The sequence below is a fragment of the Psychromonas sp. L1A2 genome (assembly GCF_009828855.1).
Lineage (GTDB): Bacteria > Pseudomonadota > Gammaproteobacteria > Enterobacterales > Psychromonadaceae > Psychromonas.
This window is the reverse complement of the sequence record NZ_WUAG01000002.1, coordinates 1,209,018-1,231,735: the sequence shown is the minus strand read 5'-3', so window position 1 is coordinate 1,231,735 and position 22,718 is coordinate 1,209,018. Positions and strand designations below refer to the sequence as shown.

20 protein-coding genes are annotated in these 22,718 nt (G+C 36.9%); 9 read left to right on the top strand and 11 right to left on the bottom strand.

All coding sequences use genetic code 11. From position 1 onward, the window contains the following. The first annotated feature begins 6 nt into the window (after positions 1 to 6). The 3 genes from GQR59_RS15705 to GQR59_RS15695 all read left to right on the top strand — a co-directional run bounded on the left by GQR59_RS15705 (position 7) and on the right by GQR59_RS15695 (position 5,396). The gene (locus GQR59_RS15705; protein WP_442966198.1) at positions 7 to 1,644 is read left to right on the top strand and encodes an efflux RND transporter periplasmic adaptor subunit; all 1,638 of its coding nucleotides are present in this window, start codon (positions 7 to 9) and stop codon (positions 1,642 to 1,644) included. Then, complete coding sequence (locus GQR59_RS15700; protein WP_160064264.1) at positions 1,641 to 4,772, top strand: efflux RND transporter permease subunit; 3,132 nt, start codon at positions 1,641 to 1,643, stop codon at positions 4,770 to 4,772. The genes GQR59_RS15705 and GQR59_RS15700 overlap by 4 nt, the downstream gene beginning before the upstream one ends. A gap of 120 nt (positions 4,773 to 4,892) precedes the next feature. Further along, the gene (locus tag GQR59_RS15695) at positions 4,893 to 5,396 is read left to right on the top strand and encodes a cytochrome b562 (protein ID WP_160064262.1); all 504 of its coding nucleotides are present in this window, start codon (positions 4,893 to 4,895) and stop codon (positions 5,394 to 5,396) included. A 45-nt stretch (positions 5,397 to 5,441) separates the two neighbouring features. On the opposite strand, the gene GQR59_RS15690 is transcribed toward GQR59_RS15695, so the two are convergent. The 4 genes from GQR59_RS15690 to rimK form a co-directional block, all read right to left on the bottom strand. Then, positions 5,442 to 6,350 (bottom strand): GGDEF domain-containing protein, encoded by a 909-nt coding sequence (locus GQR59_RS15690; protein WP_160064260.1) that lies wholly within the window; start codon positions 6,348 to 6,350, stop codon positions 5,442 to 5,444. Positions 6,351 to 6,560: 210 nt separating this feature from the next. Further along, positions 6,561 to 6,992, bottom strand: coding sequence for an ATP-dependent zinc protease family protein (locus GQR59_RS15685; protein WP_160064258.1), 432 nt, complete (start codon positions 6,990 to 6,992; stop codon positions 6,561 to 6,563). Beyond that, positions 6,992 to 8,041, bottom strand: a complete 1,050-nt coding sequence (locus GQR59_RS15680) for a succinylglutamate desuccinylase/aspartoacylase family protein (RefSeq protein WP_160064256.1) — start codon at positions 8,039 to 8,041, stop codon at positions 6,992 to 6,994. The genes GQR59_RS15685 and GQR59_RS15680 overlap by 1 nt, the downstream gene beginning before the upstream one ends. 4 nt (positions 8,042 to 8,045) lie before the next feature. Continuing rightward, complete coding sequence (rimK, locus tag GQR59_RS15675; RefSeq protein ID WP_160064254.1) at positions 8,046 to 8,951, bottom strand: 30S ribosomal protein S6--L-glutamate ligase; 906 nt, start codon at positions 8,949 to 8,951, stop codon at positions 8,046 to 8,048. 247 nt (positions 8,952 to 9,198) lie between these two features. Between rimK and GQR59_RS15670 the strand changes: the two genes are divergently transcribed. After that, a complete protein-coding gene (locus tag GQR59_RS15670) occupies positions 9,199 to 10,047 on the top strand; it encodes a LysR family transcriptional regulator (RefSeq protein WP_160064252.1) in 849 nt (282 codons plus the stop codon). 244 nt (positions 10,048 to 10,291) lie between these two features. On the opposite strand, the gene GQR59_RS15665 is transcribed toward GQR59_RS15670, so the two are convergent. The 4 genes from GQR59_RS15665 to GQR59_RS15650 all read right to left on the bottom strand — a co-directional run bounded on the left by GQR59_RS15665 (position 10,292) and on the right by GQR59_RS15650 (position 15,077). Continuing rightward, on the bottom strand, positions 10,292 to 11,638 hold the full coding sequence (locus tag GQR59_RS15665; RefSeq protein ID WP_160064250.1) for a magnesium transporter: 1,347 nt from the start codon (positions 11,636 to 11,638) through the stop codon (positions 10,292 to 10,294). 134 nt (positions 11,639 to 11,772) lie between these two features. Next, positions 11,773 to 12,633, bottom strand: a complete 861-nt coding sequence (locus tag GQR59_RS15660) for a mechanosensitive ion channel family protein (RefSeq protein ID WP_160064248.1) — start codon at positions 12,631 to 12,633, stop codon at positions 11,773 to 11,775. A 253-nt stretch (positions 12,634 to 12,886) separates the two neighbouring features. Continuing rightward, positions 12,887 to 13,744 carry a mechanosensitive ion channel family protein gene (locus GQR59_RS15655; RefSeq protein WP_160064246.1) on the bottom strand — a complete coding sequence of 286 codons (858 nt, stop codon included), beginning with the start codon at positions 13,742 to 13,744 and terminating at the stop codon, positions 12,887 to 12,889. A gap of 277 nt (positions 13,745 to 14,021) precedes the next feature. Then, complete coding sequence (locus GQR59_RS15650) at positions 14,022 to 15,077, bottom strand: DUF21 domain-containing protein (RefSeq protein WP_160064244.1); 1,056 nt, start codon at positions 15,075 to 15,077, stop codon at positions 14,022 to 14,024. 206 nt (positions 15,078 to 15,283) lie between these two features. Here GQR59_RS15650 and GQR59_RS15645 point away from each other — a divergent pair, with 206 nt between their 5' ends. Both GQR59_RS15645 and GQR59_RS15640 read left to right on the top strand, forming a co-directional pair. Further along, positions 15,284 to 16,252, top strand: coding sequence for a magnesium transporter CorA family protein (locus GQR59_RS15645; protein WP_160064234.1), 969 nt, complete (start codon positions 15,284 to 15,286; stop codon positions 16,250 to 16,252). A gap of 290 nt (positions 16,253 to 16,542) precedes the next feature. Then, positions 16,543 to 17,397 carry a universal stress protein gene (locus GQR59_RS15640; RefSeq protein WP_160064232.1) on the top strand — a complete coding sequence of 285 codons (855 nt, stop codon included), beginning with the start codon at positions 16,543 to 16,545 and terminating at the stop codon, positions 17,395 to 17,397. 106 nt (positions 17,398 to 17,503) lie between these two features. Here the strand turns inward: GQR59_RS15640 and GQR59_RS15635 are convergent, their stop codons facing one another. Next, entirely contained in the window at positions 17,504 to 18,121 is a 618-nt protein-coding gene (locus GQR59_RS15635) for a LysE family translocator (RefSeq protein ID WP_160064230.1), read from the bottom strand. 8 nt (positions 18,122 to 18,129) lie between these two features. Further along, positions 18,130 to 18,462 (bottom strand): hypothetical protein, encoded by a 333-nt coding sequence (locus GQR59_RS15630; protein ID WP_160064228.1) that lies wholly within the window; start codon positions 18,460 to 18,462, stop codon positions 18,130 to 18,132. A 541-nt stretch (positions 18,463 to 19,003) separates the two neighbouring features. Between GQR59_RS15630 and kduD the strand changes: the two genes are divergently transcribed. The 3 genes from kduD (at position 19,004) to GQR59_RS15615 (ending at position 21,525) form a co-directional block, all read left to right on the top strand. Then, a complete protein-coding gene (gene kduD / locus GQR59_RS15625) occupies positions 19,004 to 19,765 on the top strand; it encodes a 2-dehydro-3-deoxy-D-gluconate 5-dehydrogenase KduD (protein ID WP_160064226.1) in 762 nt (253 codons plus the stop codon). A 222-nt stretch (positions 19,766 to 19,987) separates the two neighbouring features. After that, entirely contained in the window at positions 19,988 to 20,386 is a 399-nt protein-coding gene (locus tag GQR59_RS15620; protein ID WP_201288123.1) for a YgjV family protein, read from the top strand. Positions 20,387 to 20,634: 248 nt separating this feature from the next. Beyond that, positions 20,635 to 21,525 carry a DMT family transporter gene (locus GQR59_RS15615; RefSeq protein ID WP_160064224.1) on the top strand — a complete coding sequence of 297 codons (891 nt, stop codon included), beginning with the start codon at positions 20,635 to 20,637 and terminating at the stop codon, positions 21,523 to 21,525. A gap of 226 nt (positions 21,526 to 21,751) precedes the next feature. Here the strand turns inward: GQR59_RS15615 and GQR59_RS15610 are convergent, their stop codons facing one another. Then, on the bottom strand, positions 21,752 to 22,585 hold the full coding sequence (locus GQR59_RS15610; protein WP_160064222.1) for a helix-turn-helix domain-containing protein: 834 nt from the start codon (positions 22,583 to 22,585) through the stop codon (positions 21,752 to 21,754). Between the last annotated feature and the right edge of the window lie 133 nt (positions 22,586 to 22,718).

The window sequence follows — 22,718 nt, the reverse complement described above, 5'->3', positions numbered from 1 at the left end:
TAAATTATGCGCACTATATTATTACTGATCGCAGTTTTATCAGCAGGATTCGGCATTGGTTTTTTTGTAAACCAAAGTGGGATATTACATTTAGGGATGAGTAGCACAACATCAAATGAACAACCTGAAATTATATATTGGGTTGCACCAATGGATGCAAACTATCGTCGTGACAAACCAGGTCAATCGCCAATGGGCATGGATTTAGTGCCTGTTTACGCTGAAAAAAAGAAAGCTGAGTCTAAAGCAGAACCAAAAATTAAATACTGGGTTGCACCAATGGATGCAAACTACCGTCGAGATAAGCCTGGTCAGTCTCCAATGGGTATGGATTTAGTCCCCGTTTATGAAGAGCAGGAAAAAGCAGAACCAAAGATTAAATATTGGGTTGCACCAATGGATGCAAATTACCGTCGAGATAAGCCTGGCCAGTCTCCAATGGGTATGGATTTAGTACCCGTGTATGAAGAAGCTAATGGTAATAGTGAAGAAGGAACTGTAACCATTTCTCCTGTCGTAGAAAATAACCTTGGGGTACGTACTGCGATAGTAAAAAAAAGCCAGTTTGATTTAAATATTAAAAGCTTAGGCAGCGTGCAAGCTAATCAAGATGCGTTATGGCAAATCAATAGTCGTGTGTCAGGTTGGATAGAGAAACTATACGTTAAGTCAGTGGGTATTGAAGTAGAAGAAGGGCAAAAGTTGTACTCACTTTATTCTCCTGAATTAGTGAAAGCACAAGAGTCTTTATTGAATGCGGTTAAGCTTAATCGTAGTGTATTAATTACTTCATCAAAAGCGCGTTTAAAGGTACTCGGTATTAGTACTTGGCAAATTAAGCAATTGATAAGATCTAGAAAAGTAGCACAACGTATTGATATTTACGCACCTAATAAAGGCACTATTACCGACTTAAACGTAAATGAAGGTGCATTTATTTCACCTTCTACCACGGTTATTACTGCCGTTAATTTAGATACCGTTTGGGTCGATGTTGAAGTGTTCGCCGCGCAAGTCTCTTTGATCAAGTTAGGCGATATGGCGAGTATGACATTAGATTATTTCCCGGGTAAAGAGTGGGTAGGAAAAGTAGGGTTTATCTATCCTGAAATGAGCGAAAGTAATCGTACGCTTCGTGTCAGATTACAGTTTGATAACCCTAATCAAATGCTGAAACCTAATATGTTTTCATCGGTTGTTATCACGCCTAAAATGGATGAAGAACGTTTATACATACCACGCGAAGCAGTGATTTATGCAGGTAATATGAATCGAGTTGTACTAGCGATGGGCGACGGTAAGTTTAGGTCTGTACTGGTTAAAGTCGGCATTGAGAATCAACAAACTATCGAAATATTATCCGGTCTTGAAGTTGGGCAAAAAATAGTAACTTCGGCACAGTTTTTATTGGATAGTGAGTCGAGTATCAGTGCTGATTTTGATCGTATGTTAGAAGAGCAAAATGAGATGGACCAGAAGGCGATGCGCCTTAAAGAAACATCTGATTACTTAAATGGAGAAGATGATTCTGACGAGCTAGATAGCTCAGAAGATTTGGATAGCCCAGAAGATTTAGATTCAATAGAGGTAGGTTCGCTACAAACGACTACTTTATATGCTAATAAAAGGGTGATGATATTATGATTGCTCACGTTATTAATTGGTCGATAAAAAACCGCATCATGGTGTTGTTGATGACCGCTGTGATTGTCGCTTATGGTGTTTTCTCATTACAAAAAACACCGATTGATGCTTTACCCGATTTATCCGATGTACAAGTGATCATTAAAACAACTTACCCAGGTCAAGTGCCACAAGTGGTTGAAGATCAAGTGACTTACCCATTAACCACTGCGATGTTAAGTGTGCCAGGTGCAGTGACTGTTCGAGGGTATTCATTCTTTGGTGATTCTTATGTTTATATCATTTTTGATGACGATACTGATATCTATTGGGCACGTTCTCGAGTGCTTGAATACTTGTCACAAGTCGCCCCCAATTTACCACCACAAGCAAGGTCTGCGTTAGGACCGGATGCAACGGGGGTCGGTTGGATCTTTAGCTATGCGTTAGTTGATAAAACCGGACAACATGATTTAAGTGAATTACGTAGTTTACAAGATTGGTTCTTAAAATTTGAACTACAAACCGTCGCGGGTGTGTCTGAAGTCGCAACGGTCGGTGGTATGGTGAAACAGTATCAAGTCCGTGTTGACCCTAACAAACTACGTGCTTACAACCTGTCGCTAACCACGATTAGCAACGCGATTAAAAGTGCTAACCAAGAATCAGGCGCTAGTGTAATAGAAATGGCCGAAGCTGAGTATATGGTGCGAACTTCTGGTTATATTTCCTCTATTGATGACCTTAAAGTTATCCCTTTACGGGTGAATGATAACGGCACACCTTTGTTATTAGGTGATGTTGCTGAAATTCGTTTAGGGCCACAAATGCGCCGTGGTATTACTGAGCTTAATGGCGAAGGTGAAGTGGTCAGTGGTGTAGTGGTGATGCGCTTTGGTGAAAATGCCCAAGGGGTAATCGAAGCGGTTAAAGATAAATTGAATGAGCTACAAAAAGGCTTGCCAGATGGAGTAGAAATTATTCCAACTTATGATCGTTCTGAATTGATTAATTCAGCGGTAGAAAACCTTTACGATAAGCTGCTTGAAGAGTTCATTGTAGTGGTATTAGTGTGTGCTGCTTTCTTATTTCACTTTCGTTCGTCGCTGGTGGTTTTACTCAGTTTACCGGTGGGTATTTTTGTCGCGTTTATTATTATGTCGTGGCAAGGTATTAACGCCAATATCATGTCTTTAGGCGGGATTGCGATTGCGATCGGTGCGATGGTCGATGGTGCAATAGTCATGATTGAAAATGTGCATAAACACATGGAAAAAATGGAGCTGACCGATGACAATCGTTGGCAGGTTATTGCTAAAGCGGCAACGGAAGTCGGGCCTGCTTTATTCTTTTCATTATTAATTATTACCTTCAGTTTCTTACCTGTTTTTGCGTTAGAAGGGCAATCAGGCAAGATGTTTTCACCACTCGCTTTTACTAAAACCTATGCAATGGCCGCATCCGCTGGTTTAGCGATTACTTTGATTCCTGTCTTAATGGGTTATTTCATTCGCGGTAAAGTACTGCCTGAACATAAAAATCCTTTAAACCGTTTAGTGGTCGCGATTTATAAACCATTTTTAACTTTTGGTTTACGTTTTCCTAAGTTATTGATTGTTTTTGCTTTGTGTTTATTAGCAGTGGGTTTCTATCCGGTAAATAAAATTGGTAGTGAGTTTATACCGCCGTTAGATGAAGGCGATTTAATGTATATGCCCACCACTTACCCAGGTGTGTCGGTGGGTAAAGCGCGTCAAATATTGCAGCAAACTAATAAGCTAATTAAAACCGTACCAGAAGTTAAAACCGTATGGGGAAAAATTGGCCGTGCAGAAACCGCAACCGATCCTGCGCCGTTAACCATGATTGAAACCACTATTCAATTTAAGCCTAAAAGCGAATGGCGAGCAGGCATGACCAAAGACAAGTTAAAACAGGAACTCGATAGTTTAATTCAGTTCCCAGGGTTAACGAATGCTTGGGTAATGCCAATTAAAACACGTATCGATATGTTAGCAACGGGTATTAAAACGCCTATTGGTATCAAAATCGCTGGTGGAGATTTAGCTGAAATTGAAAAAATAGGTAAACAAGTTGAACAGATTTTAAAAGACGTCCCTGGCACGGCTTCTGTCTATGCCGAGCGTGTTAGTGGTGGACGTTATGTGAAAGTGGATATTGATCGTGAAAAAGCAGGGCGTTATGGACTTAATATTGCTGAAATTCAGCAGCTAGTCGCTGTTGCGATTGGTGGTCAAAATATTACTGAAACCATTGAAGGGTTAGAGCGTTATCCTGTTAATTTACGTTATCCAAATGATTATCGTGATTCCGTTTCTGCACTTAAATCATTGCCTATTATTACCCCTTCAAAAATGACCATTAGCTTAAACGATGTCGCTAGGGTTTATATTGAATCGGGCGCACCGATGATAAAAACAGAAAATGCCCGTTTAAACGGTTGGATTTTTGTTGATATTGAAGGTCGTGATTTGGGCTCTTATGTTAATGAAGCGCGTGATATTGTGAACGACCAAGTTAGTTTACCAGCGGGTTATTCATTACTTTGGTCTGGTCAATATGAGTACATGGAAAAAGCCAATGCGCGTTTAGCGAAGGTGATTCCTATTACTGTTTTGATCATTATTATTTTGCTTTATTTAGCCTTTAGACGTGTTGGTGAAGTCTTATTGATTCTATCTACCTTACCTTTTGCACTAATGGGCGGTATTTGGTTAATGTTCATACTTGGCTTTAACTTCTCGATTGCAGTTGGTGTGGGCTTTATTGCATTAGCAGGCGTATCGATTGAGATAGGTGTGATCATGTTGTTATATTTAAACCAATCATTAGCAACTAAAAGATCGGAACGTCTTGAACAGTTTTCTGTTGTAGATTTAAAGGATGCTGTTATGGAAGGCGCCGGTTTACGTGTCCGTCCTGTGATGATGACGGTAGCAACGGTTGTTATTGGTTTAGTGCCTATTATGTACGGTGATGGTACTGGCTCTGAAGTGATGCAACGAATTGCAACACCAATGATTGGCGGAATGGTCAGTGCGGTTATTTTAACGCTATTGATTTTACCTGCTGTATATTTCCAATGGAAAAAAGTAAGCTTACGTCATCAACTATATATTACAGACTGAGTGATTACTTATATTGGTATTTTAGGTTGAAGTTAATTGTTAATCATTAGCTTCAACTTGTAGTTCCCCCCATGATTAAGCGACTTACTGACAGCACATATTTTACAGGACATGACTAATATGATTAAAACTACGACGACTAGAACAATGACCGTTAAAAAAAGCAAACTCGCTTTATCGCTAGCGGCAACATTATTTTTATCACTACCAATGAGTCAAGCTTTTGCTCATGCAGAACATTGTGAGATTAAAGATACTGAGCTAGGCGATATGATGAAGTACATGAAAAGTGAGCTAAGAGCATATAACAAAAGCTTTAATTCTGAAGACCAAGCAGAGATGAAGGAACATGCGAATGAGTTATTAAAACTCAGTGCAAAGGCAGAGCAGTTGACACCCGTTGTTATCTCTAAAGCAAGCCATCATGATGCTGATAGCAAAGGTGGAATAAGTGCAGATCAAAAAGTAAAATTCGCTCTGTACCAAAAAGAGATGCAGGATTTGAACGCAACTTTTAAAGCACTGAGCGAAACCAATGATAAAGTTGAAATTGAAGCTCTGTTAGCTAAAGTAAAGCAACAACAGAAGCAGGGTCACAATGCATTTCGTCAGAATTGTAAATAGTTAACATCAGTCATCAATGTTAAAAAGTGAGTGTTATTAAAACACTTAAATAGTGTCTAATACCAAATGTGTTTCTGGGGTTTTCTTCGCTTCATAAACACATTTATCCGCTATTTTTAAAATCTCTTTAGGGCTTAATAAGCTGATACTTTGGTTTTGAATATTAACGCCGCCTATTGCTGATTGAATATGTAATTCAATGCCTAAGTCCACTAAAGGTAATGAAAGTGTATCTTTAATTCTATCAACAAGTTTTAATAAGCTAGGTTTATCGGTATTAGGTAATAGCATGCAAAATTCATCGCCACCTAATCTTGCTAAGGTATCTGTTTCTCTTCTGACTTTATTAAGCTGCGCTACAAAGTGCTTAAGTAATAAATCACCCACCTCATGTCCGTAGTTATCATTAACTGATTTAAAACCATTAAGATCAAAGAATAACAATGAAAAAGCTTGTTTTTCTCGCTTGGCTTTTTTTAAGGTTTCAGCCATTCTATCATCAAATAAATAACGATTGGCCGCCCCTGTTAATGAATCATAGTGAGCTAGCCTTTTAAGTCTTTGCGTTAATTTATAGTCTTTTAGCAACGAACAAATAGCATGTTCTAAAGAGTGAATTGATAGACTTGGTTTTACAATAGTATCAATAATCGCAAAAGCGTTAATTTTGCTCATGGTATTGTTATAGGTTTCGGTCACAACCAATAGTGGTAAATCATGGTCAATAGAAGAAAAAATATGACTGATTTTAGTGAAGTGTTGTGAATAGGTTTTATCTTCAATGATCAGAAGTTGTTCGCTGCCTGTGATTATTTTTATATCGGAAATAGAGTCGACATCGACTTGACTTATTGTTTCGATGATAAGGTTTGAAACTCGAATAGTAGAGGCTATCCAATGGAAGAAATCATTGTCATCACTGACAATAATTAAATGTAAACGCTTATCTGTCATAGGTTGTTGTCTGTTCCGAGAATAATTATAGAACACTTATTATGCAGGTTATCCTTGTTAGAATCATGTTAATATTGCATTTTTATTCATGAAGCTTCTTATAAAAATTGCTTATAGATACTGCTTATCAATAAAAAAGAGGTTCATATAAATGAATATATAAACCTCTCTGATCGGATTTTTCCAACTTTTTGTCGTAAAAATAACCGTTTATTTCGCTAGAAAGACCTTTGATGGATCCACTAACAAGCGCTTACCAATTGCTTCACGGCCAAATAACATTAAATAGTTCATGTCAGCACGGTCAGTTAAAGTGATCTCAATGGGCCACGTTTCTTTTCCCAAGGTCATCGCAGTTTCTATCACATAACGTTCTTCAGAAGTTCCGTTAGATGATTTTATCTTACGAATGTCACTGAGTACTGCTTTACATGAAATAAGCTTTTTCACGTTATGGATATCAGGGTGAATATCAAACTTCACCCAAGGTATACCTGATTCCATATACTTCACAATATTATCAACATGTAGCGATGATGTTTTAGCACCGGTATCAACGCGTACTTGCATCTCTTTAATGCCTAACTCTGGTAATGCAATCGACTCTAAGCGGCCAATAATCATTTTATCTTTAGATTGCATTATGACTTGTCTCCAATGATATGCTGAGGGTTATGCGCATCTTCTGGGCGCAAAAAGTCTTGCACCGATTCAATGTGTTCATACACCGCTTCATCATCTTCTTTAAAGTAAGCAATATGAAACATCGCTTCGCCTTCTTGTACTAAAGGTATATTTTGCTGACCGATTAAAATCCCCGATCTAGTCGCTTTAACAACCCCTAATATCTCACCATAAGGACTACCGATCTCCGCAAGTTTATCGCCAGTCGTGACACGGTCGCCTAATTCAACTAAATGTTTTACAACACCGCTTGCATTAGCACGTAACCAACCGCTGCTATTAGCAATATACGGTTCTTTTAATTTTCGTTTAGAAGTCACTTTACGCATCATGTTAAGATGGCGTAATACATTCTCTATTCCTTTAATACCTGCATGGATAGAGAAATCATCAAAACGCAACGCTTCACCTGCTTCATATAACAATACTTTAGTACCATTATCTACCGCTGATTCACGTAAAGAACCGTCTACAACATTTGAATGTAAAATAACAGGCACTGCAAAGACTTGTGCTAATTCTTTTGTTTCAGGATCATTCATATCACCGCGAATTTGAGGCAAGTTAGAACGATGAATTGCACCCGTATGTAAATCAATGCCGTAATCACAATGTTTAACAATTTGCGTTAAAAATATATGTGCTACACGTGCCGCTAATGAACCTTTTGCTGAACCTGGAAAGCAGCGATTTAAATCACGACGATCCGGCATATAACGACTTTGGTTAACCACACCATAAACATTAACCATTGGTACTGCGATTACGGTACCTCGAATAATTTTAAAGTTAGGTTTATTAATTAAACGTCTAATAATTTCAATGCCGTTTAATTCATCACCATGTACTGCTGCACTAATAAAAATGGTTGGACCATCTTTAGTGCCGCGAATAATTTGCACCGGTAATGAAACATCTGCATCGGTATATAACTTTGCAACAGGCAATTCAATTTTGCATTGAGTGCCCGGTAAAATATCAAAATCGCCTATGCGTAATGTTTTCATCTACTTATCCTTTACCACGAGTTTTATTAGTGATTGTTTTTGGTCGTTTTTCAATAAAATCAAACACCATTCCAGCAATATTCATACCTGTCGCTTTCTCAATACCTTCAAGGCCTGGTGATGAGTTTACTTCCATTACCATTGGGCCATTTGCCGAACGTAACAAGTCAACACCACAGAAGTTTAAGCCCATTATTTTAGCTGCATTAACCGCTGTTTCACGCTCTTCTTTCGTTAGTTTAACCACAACAGCCGAACCACCACGGTGTAAATTAGAACGGAATTCACCTTCTGCACCTTGACGTTTCATCGCAGCAACAACACGGCCACCAATCACTAAACAACGGATATCTGCACCGCCAGCTTCTTTAATGAACTCTTGTACTAAAATGTTCGCTTTTAAGCCCATGAATGCTTCAATGATACTTTCCCCTGCTTTCGCGGTATCAGCTAGTACTACACCGATGCCTTGTGTACCTTCAAGTAACTTGATAACAACGGGTGCGCCACCGACATTTTTAATTAAATCTTTAATGTTATCGGGTTTATTTGCAAAGCCAGTACGCGGCATACCAATGCCTTTTCTAGACAATAATTGCATTGAACGTAATTTGTCGCGTGAACGACTAATAGCCACGGATTCATTGATATTAAAAGTACCCATCATTTCAAATTGACGTGCTACCGCTGTACCATAGAAAGTAACTGACGCACCAATACGTGGAATAATCGCATCATATTGTGGTAATTCTTCACCGTGGTAACGAACAGTAGGGCGACTACTTGTGATGTCCATATAACAATGTAATGTATCGATAATGTCGACTTCATGACCTTGTGCTTCGCCCGCTTCTTTTAAACGACGAGTAGAATATAGCTTCGGGTTTCTAGATAAGATTGCAATTTTCATCAATATAATTCCTGTGTATGTATCACTAATATGGGGCGACAAAAACCATCAAGGCAACTATCGCAAATACCGAGCAACCTGAGTTTAATAAAGATCTGTGCGATGAACACAGCTGCTATATTCACTTTTTAAGGTGTCTTTAATCCGAACTCAAATTAAGTGCGTGGAGTGTATAAACAAAACGCTATATAATAAAATTAATTGTTTTGTGGTCTTTGATTAAAATTTTTGATTAGTGGGTAAGTGCATGAAAATAGAGTTATTAAAAACCTTTTTAGAAGTAAGCCGTTCATTACATTTTCGTATCGCTTCAGAAAATTTATTTATAACTCAATCTGCAGTAAGTGCGCGTATTAAATTGTTGGAAGAAGACTTAGGTGTATTGCTATTTGACCGCAGTAAAAAACACTTAAAGTTAACGCCAGAAGGCCACCGCTTGATTAAGCATGCCAATGAATTAATCTTTATGTGGCAAAAAACCAAACAAGATGTTGGTATAACAGCACAGCATTCAATGCAATTAGTGGTGGGGGCGACAAGCACCATTTGGGATATCGTTCTGCAAAACTGGTTACATAAAATCCATCTTAATGTCGAGGATGTTAGTTTATTAACCAGTACTTATAGTGCACCAGAACTAAGAAAAAGTTTGTTAAACCGCGTTATTGATATCGCTTTTTTGTTTGATCCAACTTTTGTGGGTGAAATTGTGTCGGAAAAAGTAGCCACCGTTCCTTTGCACTTAGTAACGACTAACCCTGACCATGTTGATAGTTCTGCGGCGTTAACTGATTTTATTATGGTGGATTATGGGGAGTCGATTACTGCACAGTATTTAAGAGAGTTTCAAGATGCACCAGAGGCTAAACACTTTATGAGTCAGCCCAGAATTGCACTTAACTTTATTTTAGATGCTGGTGGGGCTGCTTATTTACCACGACAAATTACCTTTGAATACCTTAAAAGCAATCAGCTTTTTCTTGTCGATGAGGCGCCTGTTTTCCGCCGTGAAATTTATGCAAACTATCTCGCGAAGAATCAAAAAGTTGACATGATTGAACAAGTTTTACAGCTTTTTCCGCATGTAAGAACCTAGCTAACCTTTGCGATAAAAGTCTTAATTAGTGTGATTGGCATTAATCGCTTTTTTGCTTTAAAACTTAAAGTATCAAAAAGCCCTAACATCAGTCTCTTTCATAGCACTTAATGTAAGCAATTAGGTGCTATGTGAAATGATATTAGGGCCTATCTTTCAATGGTGTTAAATGGTTTAGCTTAAGTTACTTAGCTTAAATCGTTTAGTGTATTCTAAAATCCTTCAAATGCTTTTTATCGCCTTTCTATAGCAGTAATAAACTGCCTAATCCTAAGAATACAATAAATCCAAAAATATCAGTGACAGTGGTTAACACAACTGAGCCAGATAAAGCAGGATCAATATTAAATTTGCTTAACATCCAAGGCACCCATACGCCAGATAATGAAGCGATCAGAATATTACCTAAGATAGAGATAAAGATAGTCAATGACAATAGTGGGTTATCGAACCACACAAAGGTTATCGCACCAATCACTATCGCCCATAACACACCGTTAATCGCACCGACTTTAAGCTCTTTTGCAATAATATCTTTTTTGTTGGCATCATTAATTTGGCCTAACGCTAAACCTCGTATAATTAATGTAATCGTTTGGCTTCCTGATATTCCCCCCATCGATGCAACGACTGGCATTAATACGGCCAATGCGACTACTTGCTGTATCGTGGCTTCAAATAAACCAATAAACCATGATGCTAAAAAGGCAGTGACTAAATTAATACCCAACCAAACTGCACGGTTTTTAGAGCTTTGCCATACATTACCAAATAGATCCTCTTCTTCTACTAAACCTGCCGCTTGAATTAGTTGAGCTTCCGCTATTTGTTCTCTGTAACGATAGGCCGTAGGTAAATCTAAGCGACCAGTTAAGCAGCGATTTTCATCAATAACCGGTAATGCAGAAGTATCTGAATCAATTAACTTATCCGATGCAATCGCAATATCATCATTACTAGAAATATATTCAATATCAGTGTTAATGAAGCTTTTATATTCTTCTTCATTCTCTGCTTTAAAGATGGCATTAAGTGCTATTTCACCGATTAGAACTGCATTATCGTCGACAATATAAATAACATCAGTAAAGGTCGGTAAGTTTTTGCTACATACCTTTTTAACGGCTGAGAGTTTCAACTGTTGTGGAATTTGAACTTCCGTAAAGTTTTGCCAATGGCCCACTTCATCTAATGCATAATCACATGACTTTTTATAAAGACTGCGCTGTTTTGCTGTCATTTTACTTACAGCATAATCGATAAATCGATCATTTAAACTTTCAGATAATTCTAATAAATCAACCGCATCTAACTTGGTTAAAAGCGGGAAGCAAAGCTCATCATCACAAGCATTTAATATCAACTCCCTTGACTCAGGTTTCATCTCAATAAACACGTTTTGTTGTGTTTCATCACTGAAAGAAAGCCATATCTCTATTCTGAGTTTAATAGGAAAGGATTCTAATAAAAGAGCAATCTGTTCGTCGGATAATTCTTGTTCGACTTCAACGATGACTTCTTTAATATCCGTTTCATTTTCAAAATTGTTATTAATTTTTTCAATATAATCGGGTAATAATTCTAATGACATAAACCCTCCTTTTTATTGTTTTAAGCTGTAAATCAGGCTATTCATTGAGCTTATAAAGCAGCCTTTCTATTTATTATTTTGTGTGTTCTTTGTTTTTTGCTTAGTTTTATTGCAGTTTTAAGCGCTCTGTAGCATTAATTACTCTGCTTTATTAATTGCTGTTGTTCAAACCACAGCCTCATAAAATCACCTGTTAAACATTGCTCAATTTCTAATGCTCGGTCGGTTGGGCAGAATATAGTAAATATGAGTTGGGTGTCACCAATCTCAGAGGTCGCCACCTGTATATGCGGTTCAGGTCCTGCAATATGAACATCTAAACGGTTTTCAATCAACTGGTTGTAACGTATTGCAACGTCATTAAAGTCAGCGCAGTAACCGTGTGCTTTTTCATATAATTCATCTAAAAAGATAAACGGGTTAACACTGCCATCTCTTGTGATAGTGAAGTGGTGCATTGCATAACGTTTTAAGAAGTTTAAGTTTTTAATAGAAGAAGTAATTAACTTACTATTAGGCACATAAAGCGTTTTCCCTGTGTATTCATAGGAATCAATATTCACTTCTAATAAGGTCAATTTAGCCCAATCAATCGAATGTACTTCACCATAATAATCGCCGACTTGTATCCAATCTCCGATACGGAAAGGTCGGCTAGATACAATGTATAAAAAGCCGATAAAACATTGAATAAATTCTCTTGTCGCAATCACAATCGCAACGACAAAAGCGGCAATCGAGATGGCAAATTCATGGAATTCAGCAGCCCAAATATTAAAAATACCAATAAAGATTAGGATCGTAATAGTGTTATTTACAATATTGATTTTTAGGCGTTTATTCGTTTTTCCTTTTTTTTGTAGGAATTTTAAAATATAACTTTTACTGGCCATTAACGCTAAGATAAGGACGATAGTTAAGACACTATTATTATTGATTAGTGTTTGAAAAAAGGCGTTAGTGGTTAAATCGATTGATGATATTTTTTCAAACATAATGAGGTTATCCGCTTAAATTCTGTTGTTTTTATCTAGTGACTGCTTTGCAGTTACTTTTATCTAATTATTTTTAATTAGTTATTCTTATATAGTTTTTTATTTTGCTAATTTTAACAACAACTTACTTTATTACTACCTGTACTTAACCATATTGTTAAATGTGCAGAAATATTAAAGGTGTTACAAAGGTTAATTACATTGAGTGTTTAAACTCAAGCATTAACCCAAAGTTGTTTGTTGTTAAGTGTTTTTATTTATTGATAGTTAATGAACCATCGATGTGAATATCTCTTTGCGGGTAAGCGACAACAATATTATTCTCTTCAAATAGTTCTTCAAGGCGAAAGCGAATATTACTACGCATTACCCTTAAACCTCCCTCGGCGTTAGAGTCTAACCAAAAAGTCACTTCAAACATTAATGCATTATCACCAAAATCTTCAAAAGTAACGACTGGAGCAGGACTTTCTACTATTCTTTTCTGATCTGTTGTTGCTTGCATAATAAGCTCTGCTACTTTTTTAGCGGGTGAGCCATAAGCAACACCGACGGTTACCGATGTCCTGACTAAGCTATCAACTAAGGTCCAGTTAACCACAGTATTTTCTAATAACTTACTATTAGGGATAAGCAGGTGAACGCCATCTACACGACGTATACGTGTCGAGCGGGTATTAATTTCTTCAACGACGCCTTTTGCAGATTCTACTTCTAAAAAATCTCCAATACGGATTGGACGTTCCCACATTAAAATCCAACCACTGATGAAGTTGTTAATAATGTTTTGCGCACCAAAACCGACACCGATCGCGATTGCGCCTGATAAGAACGCAAAAGCGGTAATCGGTACGTTAATTAATTCCAGTGTAGTGACCAACAGGATAGCCATTGCTATCACGTAAAAAACACGTAGCAATAAGTGAATCACATTGGGATCAACTTTCTTCGAAATTAAGCGTTTAGTGATTAACTTAGCAATCCATCGTGTTAAAAGGATGCCTATTAAAATAACAGCAGGGATAAGTAGTATGTGGGACAGCGTAATTGCTTGGCCTGAAATAGTAATGAGTTTGTAAGATAGTATTTCGTTAATTTGTGATAAGTCCATGCAATGTTCCTTTAAGTCCTTTTTCTTCGCTAACATGCCATATTGATTAGATGATGGAATAATTCAATCAACCTGAGAGTGTTTAGTAGTGCTTGAGCGGCCGCTTTCTACGATATGCAATTAATATTGATATGTTAGCTTATAACTCGTTTAGATCTGGTTTTATTTATCAGGGGTGTTAACTGACAACATAGAAAGCATGTGATTGTTTGCTGTACATGCTTTCTATAAGAAATAACTTAATAAGATAAATAATAACAATAGGTTATAGCATAAGTTAAACTTTTATAGTTGATAATAAATTGTTCTGTAATGCTTGCGGTTGGATGCCTTTTAATAATAGACCAAATATATCTGCGCCAGTGATGATGCGTTTATTCTCACCCCAAATAAGTAATACATCTCGCTCAATTGCACCATCAAAGGTTTTGTCTACAGATTCACCCATTTTCATTCTGATAATGGCATCATTTAGCATGGTTGATTCATCGGTAATGATTGTAGGACGATGACAATGTTTGTAAGGGTCAAAGTTTTCTGTTTCAAAAAACACATCACGTAAGAAACTGTCTGAATCAACTACAACCAATGGATCTCCCTCTAAGTTAGTTAATACAACCCAACGATGTCCTGATTTATTCATCAGCTTTAAAAATTCATTATTAGGCGCCGACGTAATTTCAGGAATAATAGGCAAATCGAGTTTGGTTGGTAATGCAATAATAGAGAAAGGATCAATCACTTCTCCCTCTTCAATCACTGATATTTTATCGAGCTTAAAGAAGTTTAAAGCACCAATACCTTCTACATGATTAATATCTGTTTCTTCTGCTTCAATATGTTTACGTATAATACTGCTTAGTTCGCTTTCAGCTAAATAAGTAATACCTTCTTTACCTAACCAAGCATCAAGTATCAGCGCAGTCGGTTTTGCTACAGGGTAGAATATCACTTGATAAAAACGTATCACCGGTGATAGAAAGGCACCCATTTTTAATGCGTTTCTTGAAAAGTAAGCTTGCGGGGTTATTTCACCAATAATAGTGATCGCAATAGTGGAAAAAAGGAAAGAGCTAATACCGGCTAACGCAGAATCTGACAATAAAGTCAGTAAAACGTTAATACCAACATTTCCCCACAAAATAGTGGTTAATAAAAAGTTAGAATCGTTACGCAGTCTTAATACTTTTTTAGCTTCTATATTGCCTTTTGTGGACTCCACTTCAAGCTGTAATCTGCTCAGTGAAAATAAGGCTATATTTAAACCTGAAAAGATAGCAGATTGTGAAATACACAATACAATGGCTATCCAAATAATAATATCTACCGACATATTTCACCGAATTAATGTTATAAAATTGGAATAAAGTCTATAACCTTTATCGAAGCAAAGGAATTTATATTTATCGGTACGTAAATACTATTAACAAGGCAATTTAAAAGATAAGTAAAAGGCAATTAAAAAGTACCTAAAAGCCAAAGCTAGATCACTATACGCCGGGTATTAAGCACTATTTTAATCATAGAAAGAGAAAAATTATGATCAGATGTATGTTATTAAAGTCAGATAAGTCATGTGCTTATGGTGATGAGTCTTTAATTGAAATTTGGAAACAAAATCCAAGTGATTCATTATGGATCGATTTTGATTCTCATGATCAGACAGAAGAGCGCGCATTATTAAAAAAATTAGGTTGTCACTCATTGGCAATCAGTGATGCTCAGCGAGATCGACATCCACCAAAAATCGAATTATTTGATGATTATATCTTTATGCTTTATCGTGGCATTTATCATCCAGGTGATGATCTTGTATTTGAGCACTTACAGATTGCTATGTTTGTTGGTACTAATATTGTCATTACAAGCCACGCTAAAAAATCTATCTCTATTGATAAATTATTCGCTGATGAAGGCGAGAAGTATTTAGCAAAAAGTCCCATCACATTAGCTTTAAGAGTTTTTCATTATAGCTGTGGCATTTACTTACAAAAGCTCTTTGAATTTGAAGAAAAGTTAGAATCCATTGAAGATCAATTTCAAATGGGTGGTGATGATAAAATGATGCAAGAGATTACTTTGTATCGTTCACGTTTAACTAAGTTAAAACGCACATTTAATTACCATAGTAATATTGGCAGCGAATTAAAGATTCTAGTCACAGATGAAACGCCTATTATTAACCAAGCGGACCTTCATACGGTGACAGATGTGCATGAACGCATTGAGCGTTTATTGAGTTTGTCACAAATGCATTATGATATTTGTAGTGATTTAGTGAATGGTTACCTCTCTGTTGCTTCTCATCAACTAAATGCGACGATGCGAGTGTTGACAGTGATCACAGCGATCTTCATTCCATTAGGATTTTTAGCAGGCCTTTACGGCATGAATTTCGAGTATATTCCTGAGTTAAAAGTCGCTAATGGCTATTATTATCTATTGAGCTTTATGGGCTTCATTTCAATAAGTTTAGTGATGTTGTTTAAGAAAAAACGCTGGCTGTAAGCTTATCGTTCGTTAGCGTTAGTTAAATACGTCTAGATTTTATTCGCTATGTCGTGAGCATTTTATTCGTTCAATAAAAACATAAAAGTAGGTCGCAATAATCAGCTATCTACTTTTTTATTCTCAAGTCGATTTTTGTATTTGTTCGTATCAATAGCATTTCAATTGTAACCCTATGTCATTCTATAACGAGTTAAATCATTACGTATGGAGATGAGCATAATGCATAAATTGTAATGGTAAGATGTGTGCCATATACTCGATTAACCCTTTTCTATGTGGATTTATATATGATTACAGAACAATTTATTTGGTTCATTGACAGTCGATTTTATTATCAAACAACGTCATTGGATAAAATAGTTCATCTTATCCCGCCTCATCAAAAATCGATTAAGATTATTATTGATGCAAGTGTGCAGTTAAAAGGGCGTGGTTATTGGCATTTATTTAATGACAAACAACAGTTATCTGATGAATTAATGCAAAAAATTGAAACTAAAAAAGAGCAGTTAATTAAATTTTTTACGATGAATGCTATGGATGTCGAAATCACTATCAATTCATCAGCTGATTACCTGAAAGTACTTAATGCTGAAGTTAATAATAATCAAAATAGCGTAGTGGTGATTGAAGATAACGTCGTCGATAAAAGGCACTCTATTTTCCAACGATTAACTGATATCAAAGCACCTGTTTTATTGCTTAATAAGCAAGCTTGGAAACACCCATTAAGCGTGATTGGCGCTGTTGATCCTTTGCATGAACATGCAAGAATTACGACGATTGATGAACATATTGCGACTTTAAGTGAAAGTTGGGCTAGACAGTTAAAAGCCAGTTGGTTAATCGCTCATTGCTATCATGTCACGTCTGTATTGGTTAAATATAAAAGTAAAATATTATCTATGCATCGCGACGGATTAGCTGACTTTGCTAAAAGGCATCGTATTCCTGCTGGTAAAACTATTTTGCTAGAAGGTGTTCCTGAAGTGGCGTTAACGTCTTATATCAAAAAGAATAGCAGTAATATATTAGTGATTGGATTAGTGACAAGAAACAAGCTAGAGCAATTTTGGATAGGTAGTACAACGACTGTATTATTAACTGAATTGCCTTGCGATATTTTACTCGTTAAAAAATAAAATAAGACTCTAAAATAAAAAAGTCTCAGCGAGTAACACTGCCATTTATATCATTATTAACACGACCACTGGAGATAACGTGAGTGGTCGTGAATCAATAAGCGTTTTATGCGCGGCTAGTTAAGGCTAATGCACCAGACGCACCGACCAAAATACCACCGCTGATACGATTAATAATATGCAATTTAGCTTTCCCTGTTGTTAACACCTTGTTTGCAGAAAAGGCATACAGCATGACTAAGGTGAAATCTAATAATGCCATGGTTGGGCACATAATGGCCATTTGTGGAAAGAGTGGTTGGCTGGTATCGATAAATTGAGGGAAGAACGCAGTAAAGAATACAATCGCTTTAGGGTTGCCAGCGGCGACCATAAACCCTGAAATATATAGACGAAGGTTGGACACTTTTTCTAAATCATCTTTTTTATCAATGCTTTTAGTGGGTGCAAGTAACATCTTGACCCCCATGTAAAACAAAGTCGCTGCCCCTAGCCATTTGATAATATCAAAGGCGAATTCAGAGTTTGCGATAATCAAACCTAAACCAATCGACACTAATATCATTTGTATAAAATTAGCGCTGATATCACCAAGTACGGTAAATATTGTTCTTTTTAAACCGTAGTTAATAGAGTGAACAATACCCAGGAAAATACTTGGTCCCGGTGTGGCCGTTAAAACTAAACAAGCAACAGCGTAAGTTAACCAAACTTCAAACTCCATATTGATTACTATCCTTGTGTTTTACGAGCGACCCTATAAACATCTAATACACTGATGATCCAAACTGCTAGCATGATATAGGTATAAGTATCGAATGTTTGCATATCTGAACTGGTCATTAGTGAGTTTGAAATAGCTGTAACATCTAAAGCAAGATCACCATGTTGAATTTGCTCCACCATTTGATTGGTTTTAGCCAACATTCCTTGCACTAGCAATAATAAAGGAATTGAAAAGCTAGCAATGAAGGCAAGACCAACAAGGTGTTTTTTAAATACAAAATGCCCTAAACCGGGATAGATTAAAGCCGACACTAGTATTGCTTTTAATGATTTATTCATACTGTCATCCTATTTTATCGCCGTTAATATTTAAGGTGAAAAACTCAGCAAGCTATGAAATGAACAGGTGCTAGGCAGAAAGAGGCTAATCTAACGAGTTAAATCGACACTTTCTAACAACGAAACTGTTTACTTCATAGTTTTCCCTCTTTGGCGTTAGTTTGAAAATCAACTCAGCGTTGCAACCTTCGATAATAACTCGTCATTGTCATCATGTTACGCCTTGATTTAGAGTCCAAGCTAACGACTGAACAAAGCACCTTGAACGGTAATGGTATATATGTTGCCTATTTTAGAGTGTTAACTGTTTGTATAAGCTAGGTATTTTGCGCTCTTCTATTAATTAATCAACATAATAGAAGTGATATTCTTGTTGTTAAAACCTATCAATAATCTCTGTTTTTATGTTTGAGGTAGTTTGATTTTAGTTTTCAGAGACTAAAACGTTAATTATGAAACGGTGTTTCAATTGCAATTGATGGTGTCTATATTTTTGTGTATATTGATTTGAATATTCATGGATTCTGAACGAGGACTTAATATGATTTTAGATTCGTTTCATTTGAAAAATAAAGTGGCTATTGTCACTGGTTGCAATACGGGATTAGGCCAAGCGATGGCCATTGGTTTAGCCGAAGCAGGTTGTAAAATAGTCGGTGTTAACCGAACACCAGCCATAGAAACTGCTGAACAAATGCATGCTGGTGGTCACTCGTTTATTGATTATCGTGCTGACTTACTTAAGCAAGACGATATTCCTGGCATCATTCAGCAAACTATCGACGCATTCGGTCGTATTGATATTTTAGTGAACAACGCAGGTATTATTCGCCGAGAAGATGCGCTTGATTTTTCTGAGAAAAATTGGGATGACGTGATGAATATTAATAGCAAAACGGCTTTTTTCATGTCACAAGCGGTGGCAAAGCAATTTATCGAGCAAGGTCAAGGTGGAAAAATAATTAATATCGCTTCAATGCTTTCTTTCCAAGGCGGGATTCGAGTCCCATCTTATACCGCATCAAAAAGTGCCTTAATGGGGATTACCCGCGCAATGGCAAATGAATGGGCTAAGTTTAATATCAACGTTAATGCCATCGCACCGGGTTACATGGAAACAAACAATACGACGGCACTAAGAGAAGATGAAGAGCGTAGTGCTGCAATATTAGCGCGTATCCCAGCGCAACGTTGGGGATTACCTCGCGATATTGCAGGGCCTTGTGTATTTTTAGCGTCTGAGGCAGCTAATTATATTAATGGTTACACGATTGCCGTTGATGGTGGCTGGTTAGCGCGTTAGCCGCATAGGTACGATGGATGGAATGGATACGATAGATGGAATAGGTATGATGGATGGAATGGATACGATAGATGGAATAGGTATGATGGATGGAATGGATACGATTATTTTCAGCATTCTAATGATAAAACCAATATAAGATAATCAGATGATAGATCAGCAAGTTGTCGCTCAAATGCTGGGCTGTTTTAACAAGTAAAATAGATAAGCTATTTATTGTGATTGGTATTATTAGGCTCTATCGTATCGGCGTTAAGCGCTTTACTCTCTGCGATAAGAACCACAACGTCTATTTATATTTCTTCTAGCAAAGCCGCTGTTTTATTCATTATCTTAGGCTTGTGCAGTGGCTTTTATTTAGCAGATAGCATCTGGGACCTTTGGGCTGTGTTAGGAATGAGTTTTGGCACTTATGCTGTGTTTGTATTAAAAGGTATTCAAATGCGCATTGGTTTTTTATTAGGTGCGATGTGCTGGTTAATCAACAATATACTGGTTGGCTCAATAGGTGGGGTATTATTAGAGGCAACACTTATTACCGTTAATGTTACTACCATTATTCGCATATTACGTGATAACCGTCTCGCTGTTGAACTCAAAGATAAGGCGGTTGAGCTTTAAATCGTTAATTTATTGAATTAAAAGAAAAAGCTAAGCAACCCACCCCACTCACCTAGGTGAACACTTCTGAAAATTAAGTTAGAAAGGCCGTTATGATATTGCTTTTTTGCAAAAGCTTCACATGATAATCTCGCTTAAAAGCATATTCCATCAATAGCTTATTTGGCTTAATTCAAACTAAATACAATAGTTTATTAAGCATTATTGGCTAACTATACGGAAATCAAATAAATAATATTGGAGACGATATGAATAGAGCTTACATCAGTGCATTACTCACCATTTTAATGTGGTCTTCTTTAGCGGTATTAACCGTAACGATCACACATATCCCATCATTGCTTTCAGTAGGGTTAGTGCTGATTTTCGCCTCAATCCCTGGTTTGAAATATTGGCGTCAATGGAAGTTACCGTGGAAAGTGTGGTTAAGTGCGGTTATTGGTATGTTTGGTTACCACTTTTTATTGTTTGATGCTTTTTCTCGCTCACCGGCGATGAGCGTTAATATGATTCAATACCTGTGGCCGCTATTTATTGTGTTGGGGACGCCATTATTTAGCAAATCTCGCCTTAATTTTGGTCATGTTATTGGCGCGATTTTAGGATTTGGCGGGGTATTGCTGACGCTTGCTCAAGAACCGATTGCCTTTAATGTTGCTGACCTGTTTGGTTATGGCGAAGCCTTTATTGCGGCATTGTTATGGGCTTTTTATACATTATCTAATCGTCGTTATACTAAAATGCCAATGTCAGCGGTGGCTGGGTTTTGTTTATTCTCGGGCATTTTAGCGTTAAGCAGTTATGCATTAACAGCAGACATTCAAGCGGTGATCCCGTCAGGCAGTGACTTATTAGTCATTGGTTTGTTAGGGCTTGGGCCAATGGGGCTAAGTTTCTATACTTGGGATTATGCTATTCGTCATGGTGATACACGTGTGATTGGCGCGCTTGCCTATTTAGCGCCTTTATTGTCGGTTATTTGGATGGCGATGTTTATTCCAGAAGTCACCTTAAAGCCTGTTCACCTTGTTACCTTAATCTTAATTATTGGTGGCGCATCACTAGGTCAGTATGTTGAGAAGCGTAAACTAGCTGCTTTATTGGTGGTTAATAGCGGTGAGCCTGCTGTTAAAGGTTAAAGGTTAAATAATAGAAAAACAGTAAGATCATTTCATCACGTTATCGTTTATGCTCGCATAAATTGGTTAGCGCAAATAAATGTCGGGTTTATTTAAGCTGTTATTTATTTTTTATTTAATCTAAAACGCTTAATTTTTTTACAGGAATTGCCTCTAAATGGTTAGAGGTAAACGGAGGGGAAGCACAGCCTTAGTGCACAAAATATAACCAGTGCACTTTTGTCGATCATAAATATTGTATGCTTTCTAAGTAATTTTGATGTTTTACTCGGTTTAAATAATCCAATGGAGTGGCATTAACAAGCTTTTTAAACTCTCTTAAAAAATGCGATTGATCGCTAAAACCTAAATCACAAGCTAAGTCAGAAAAGGTGACTTTTTCACGATGATTAAGTCCATAAACAGCAGACTGACAACGAACAATTCGACAAAAAGCTTTGGGAGACATGCCCATATCAGCCCCAAACTGTCGCTGTAAAGTACGCGCACTGTATCCCGTTTTATCTTCTAATTCATTAATACGAACCGATCCCTCACTATCATAAATATTACGTAAGACTTGCGCGGTTAACATTGACGGTTTTCGTTCATTTTGCCTTTCAATAAATTTTCCAAAAACAGCTGACTGTTCAGAGAAATCAGTACTATTAACAATTTCATTAAATAATTGATTTGCTTGAGGAACAACATCTAAAAGATCGTAATGACGCCCTATTAATTCAGCGGCAGATAAATCTAAAAAATCTGGCATCACACCAGATACAAATCGCGCGCCAAAATATCGATGATCCTTATTTAATTCAATGGTTATTGCTTCTAACGGAGTTCCAAAAACGGCTGCATTGGGGTTGCTGCCATCACAATCAAAGAGTATATCGACACAACCATCTGGAATCGCAAAAGTCTGTTCTACGGACGCTTTCGGTTGAAAACTATAGAAATGAGAAATCGATTGGTGATTAGACCCTGATATCGAAAATTTCTCCGCTGCATTCATCACTAACCAAGGTTGTTTAGAGCGAATTCGAGCGAGATGACTAACAAGTGAATTAGTTGACATGTATAAATTCCATTTATCAAAAATGCCTAAGATATATTCCTCATCTGCAAACCTAATGCCAATTAATTTCACTCCTAGTAACAACAGAACGATTATTAATCCCATAAAAAACCGTGTCGTAAAAGTTCAATAC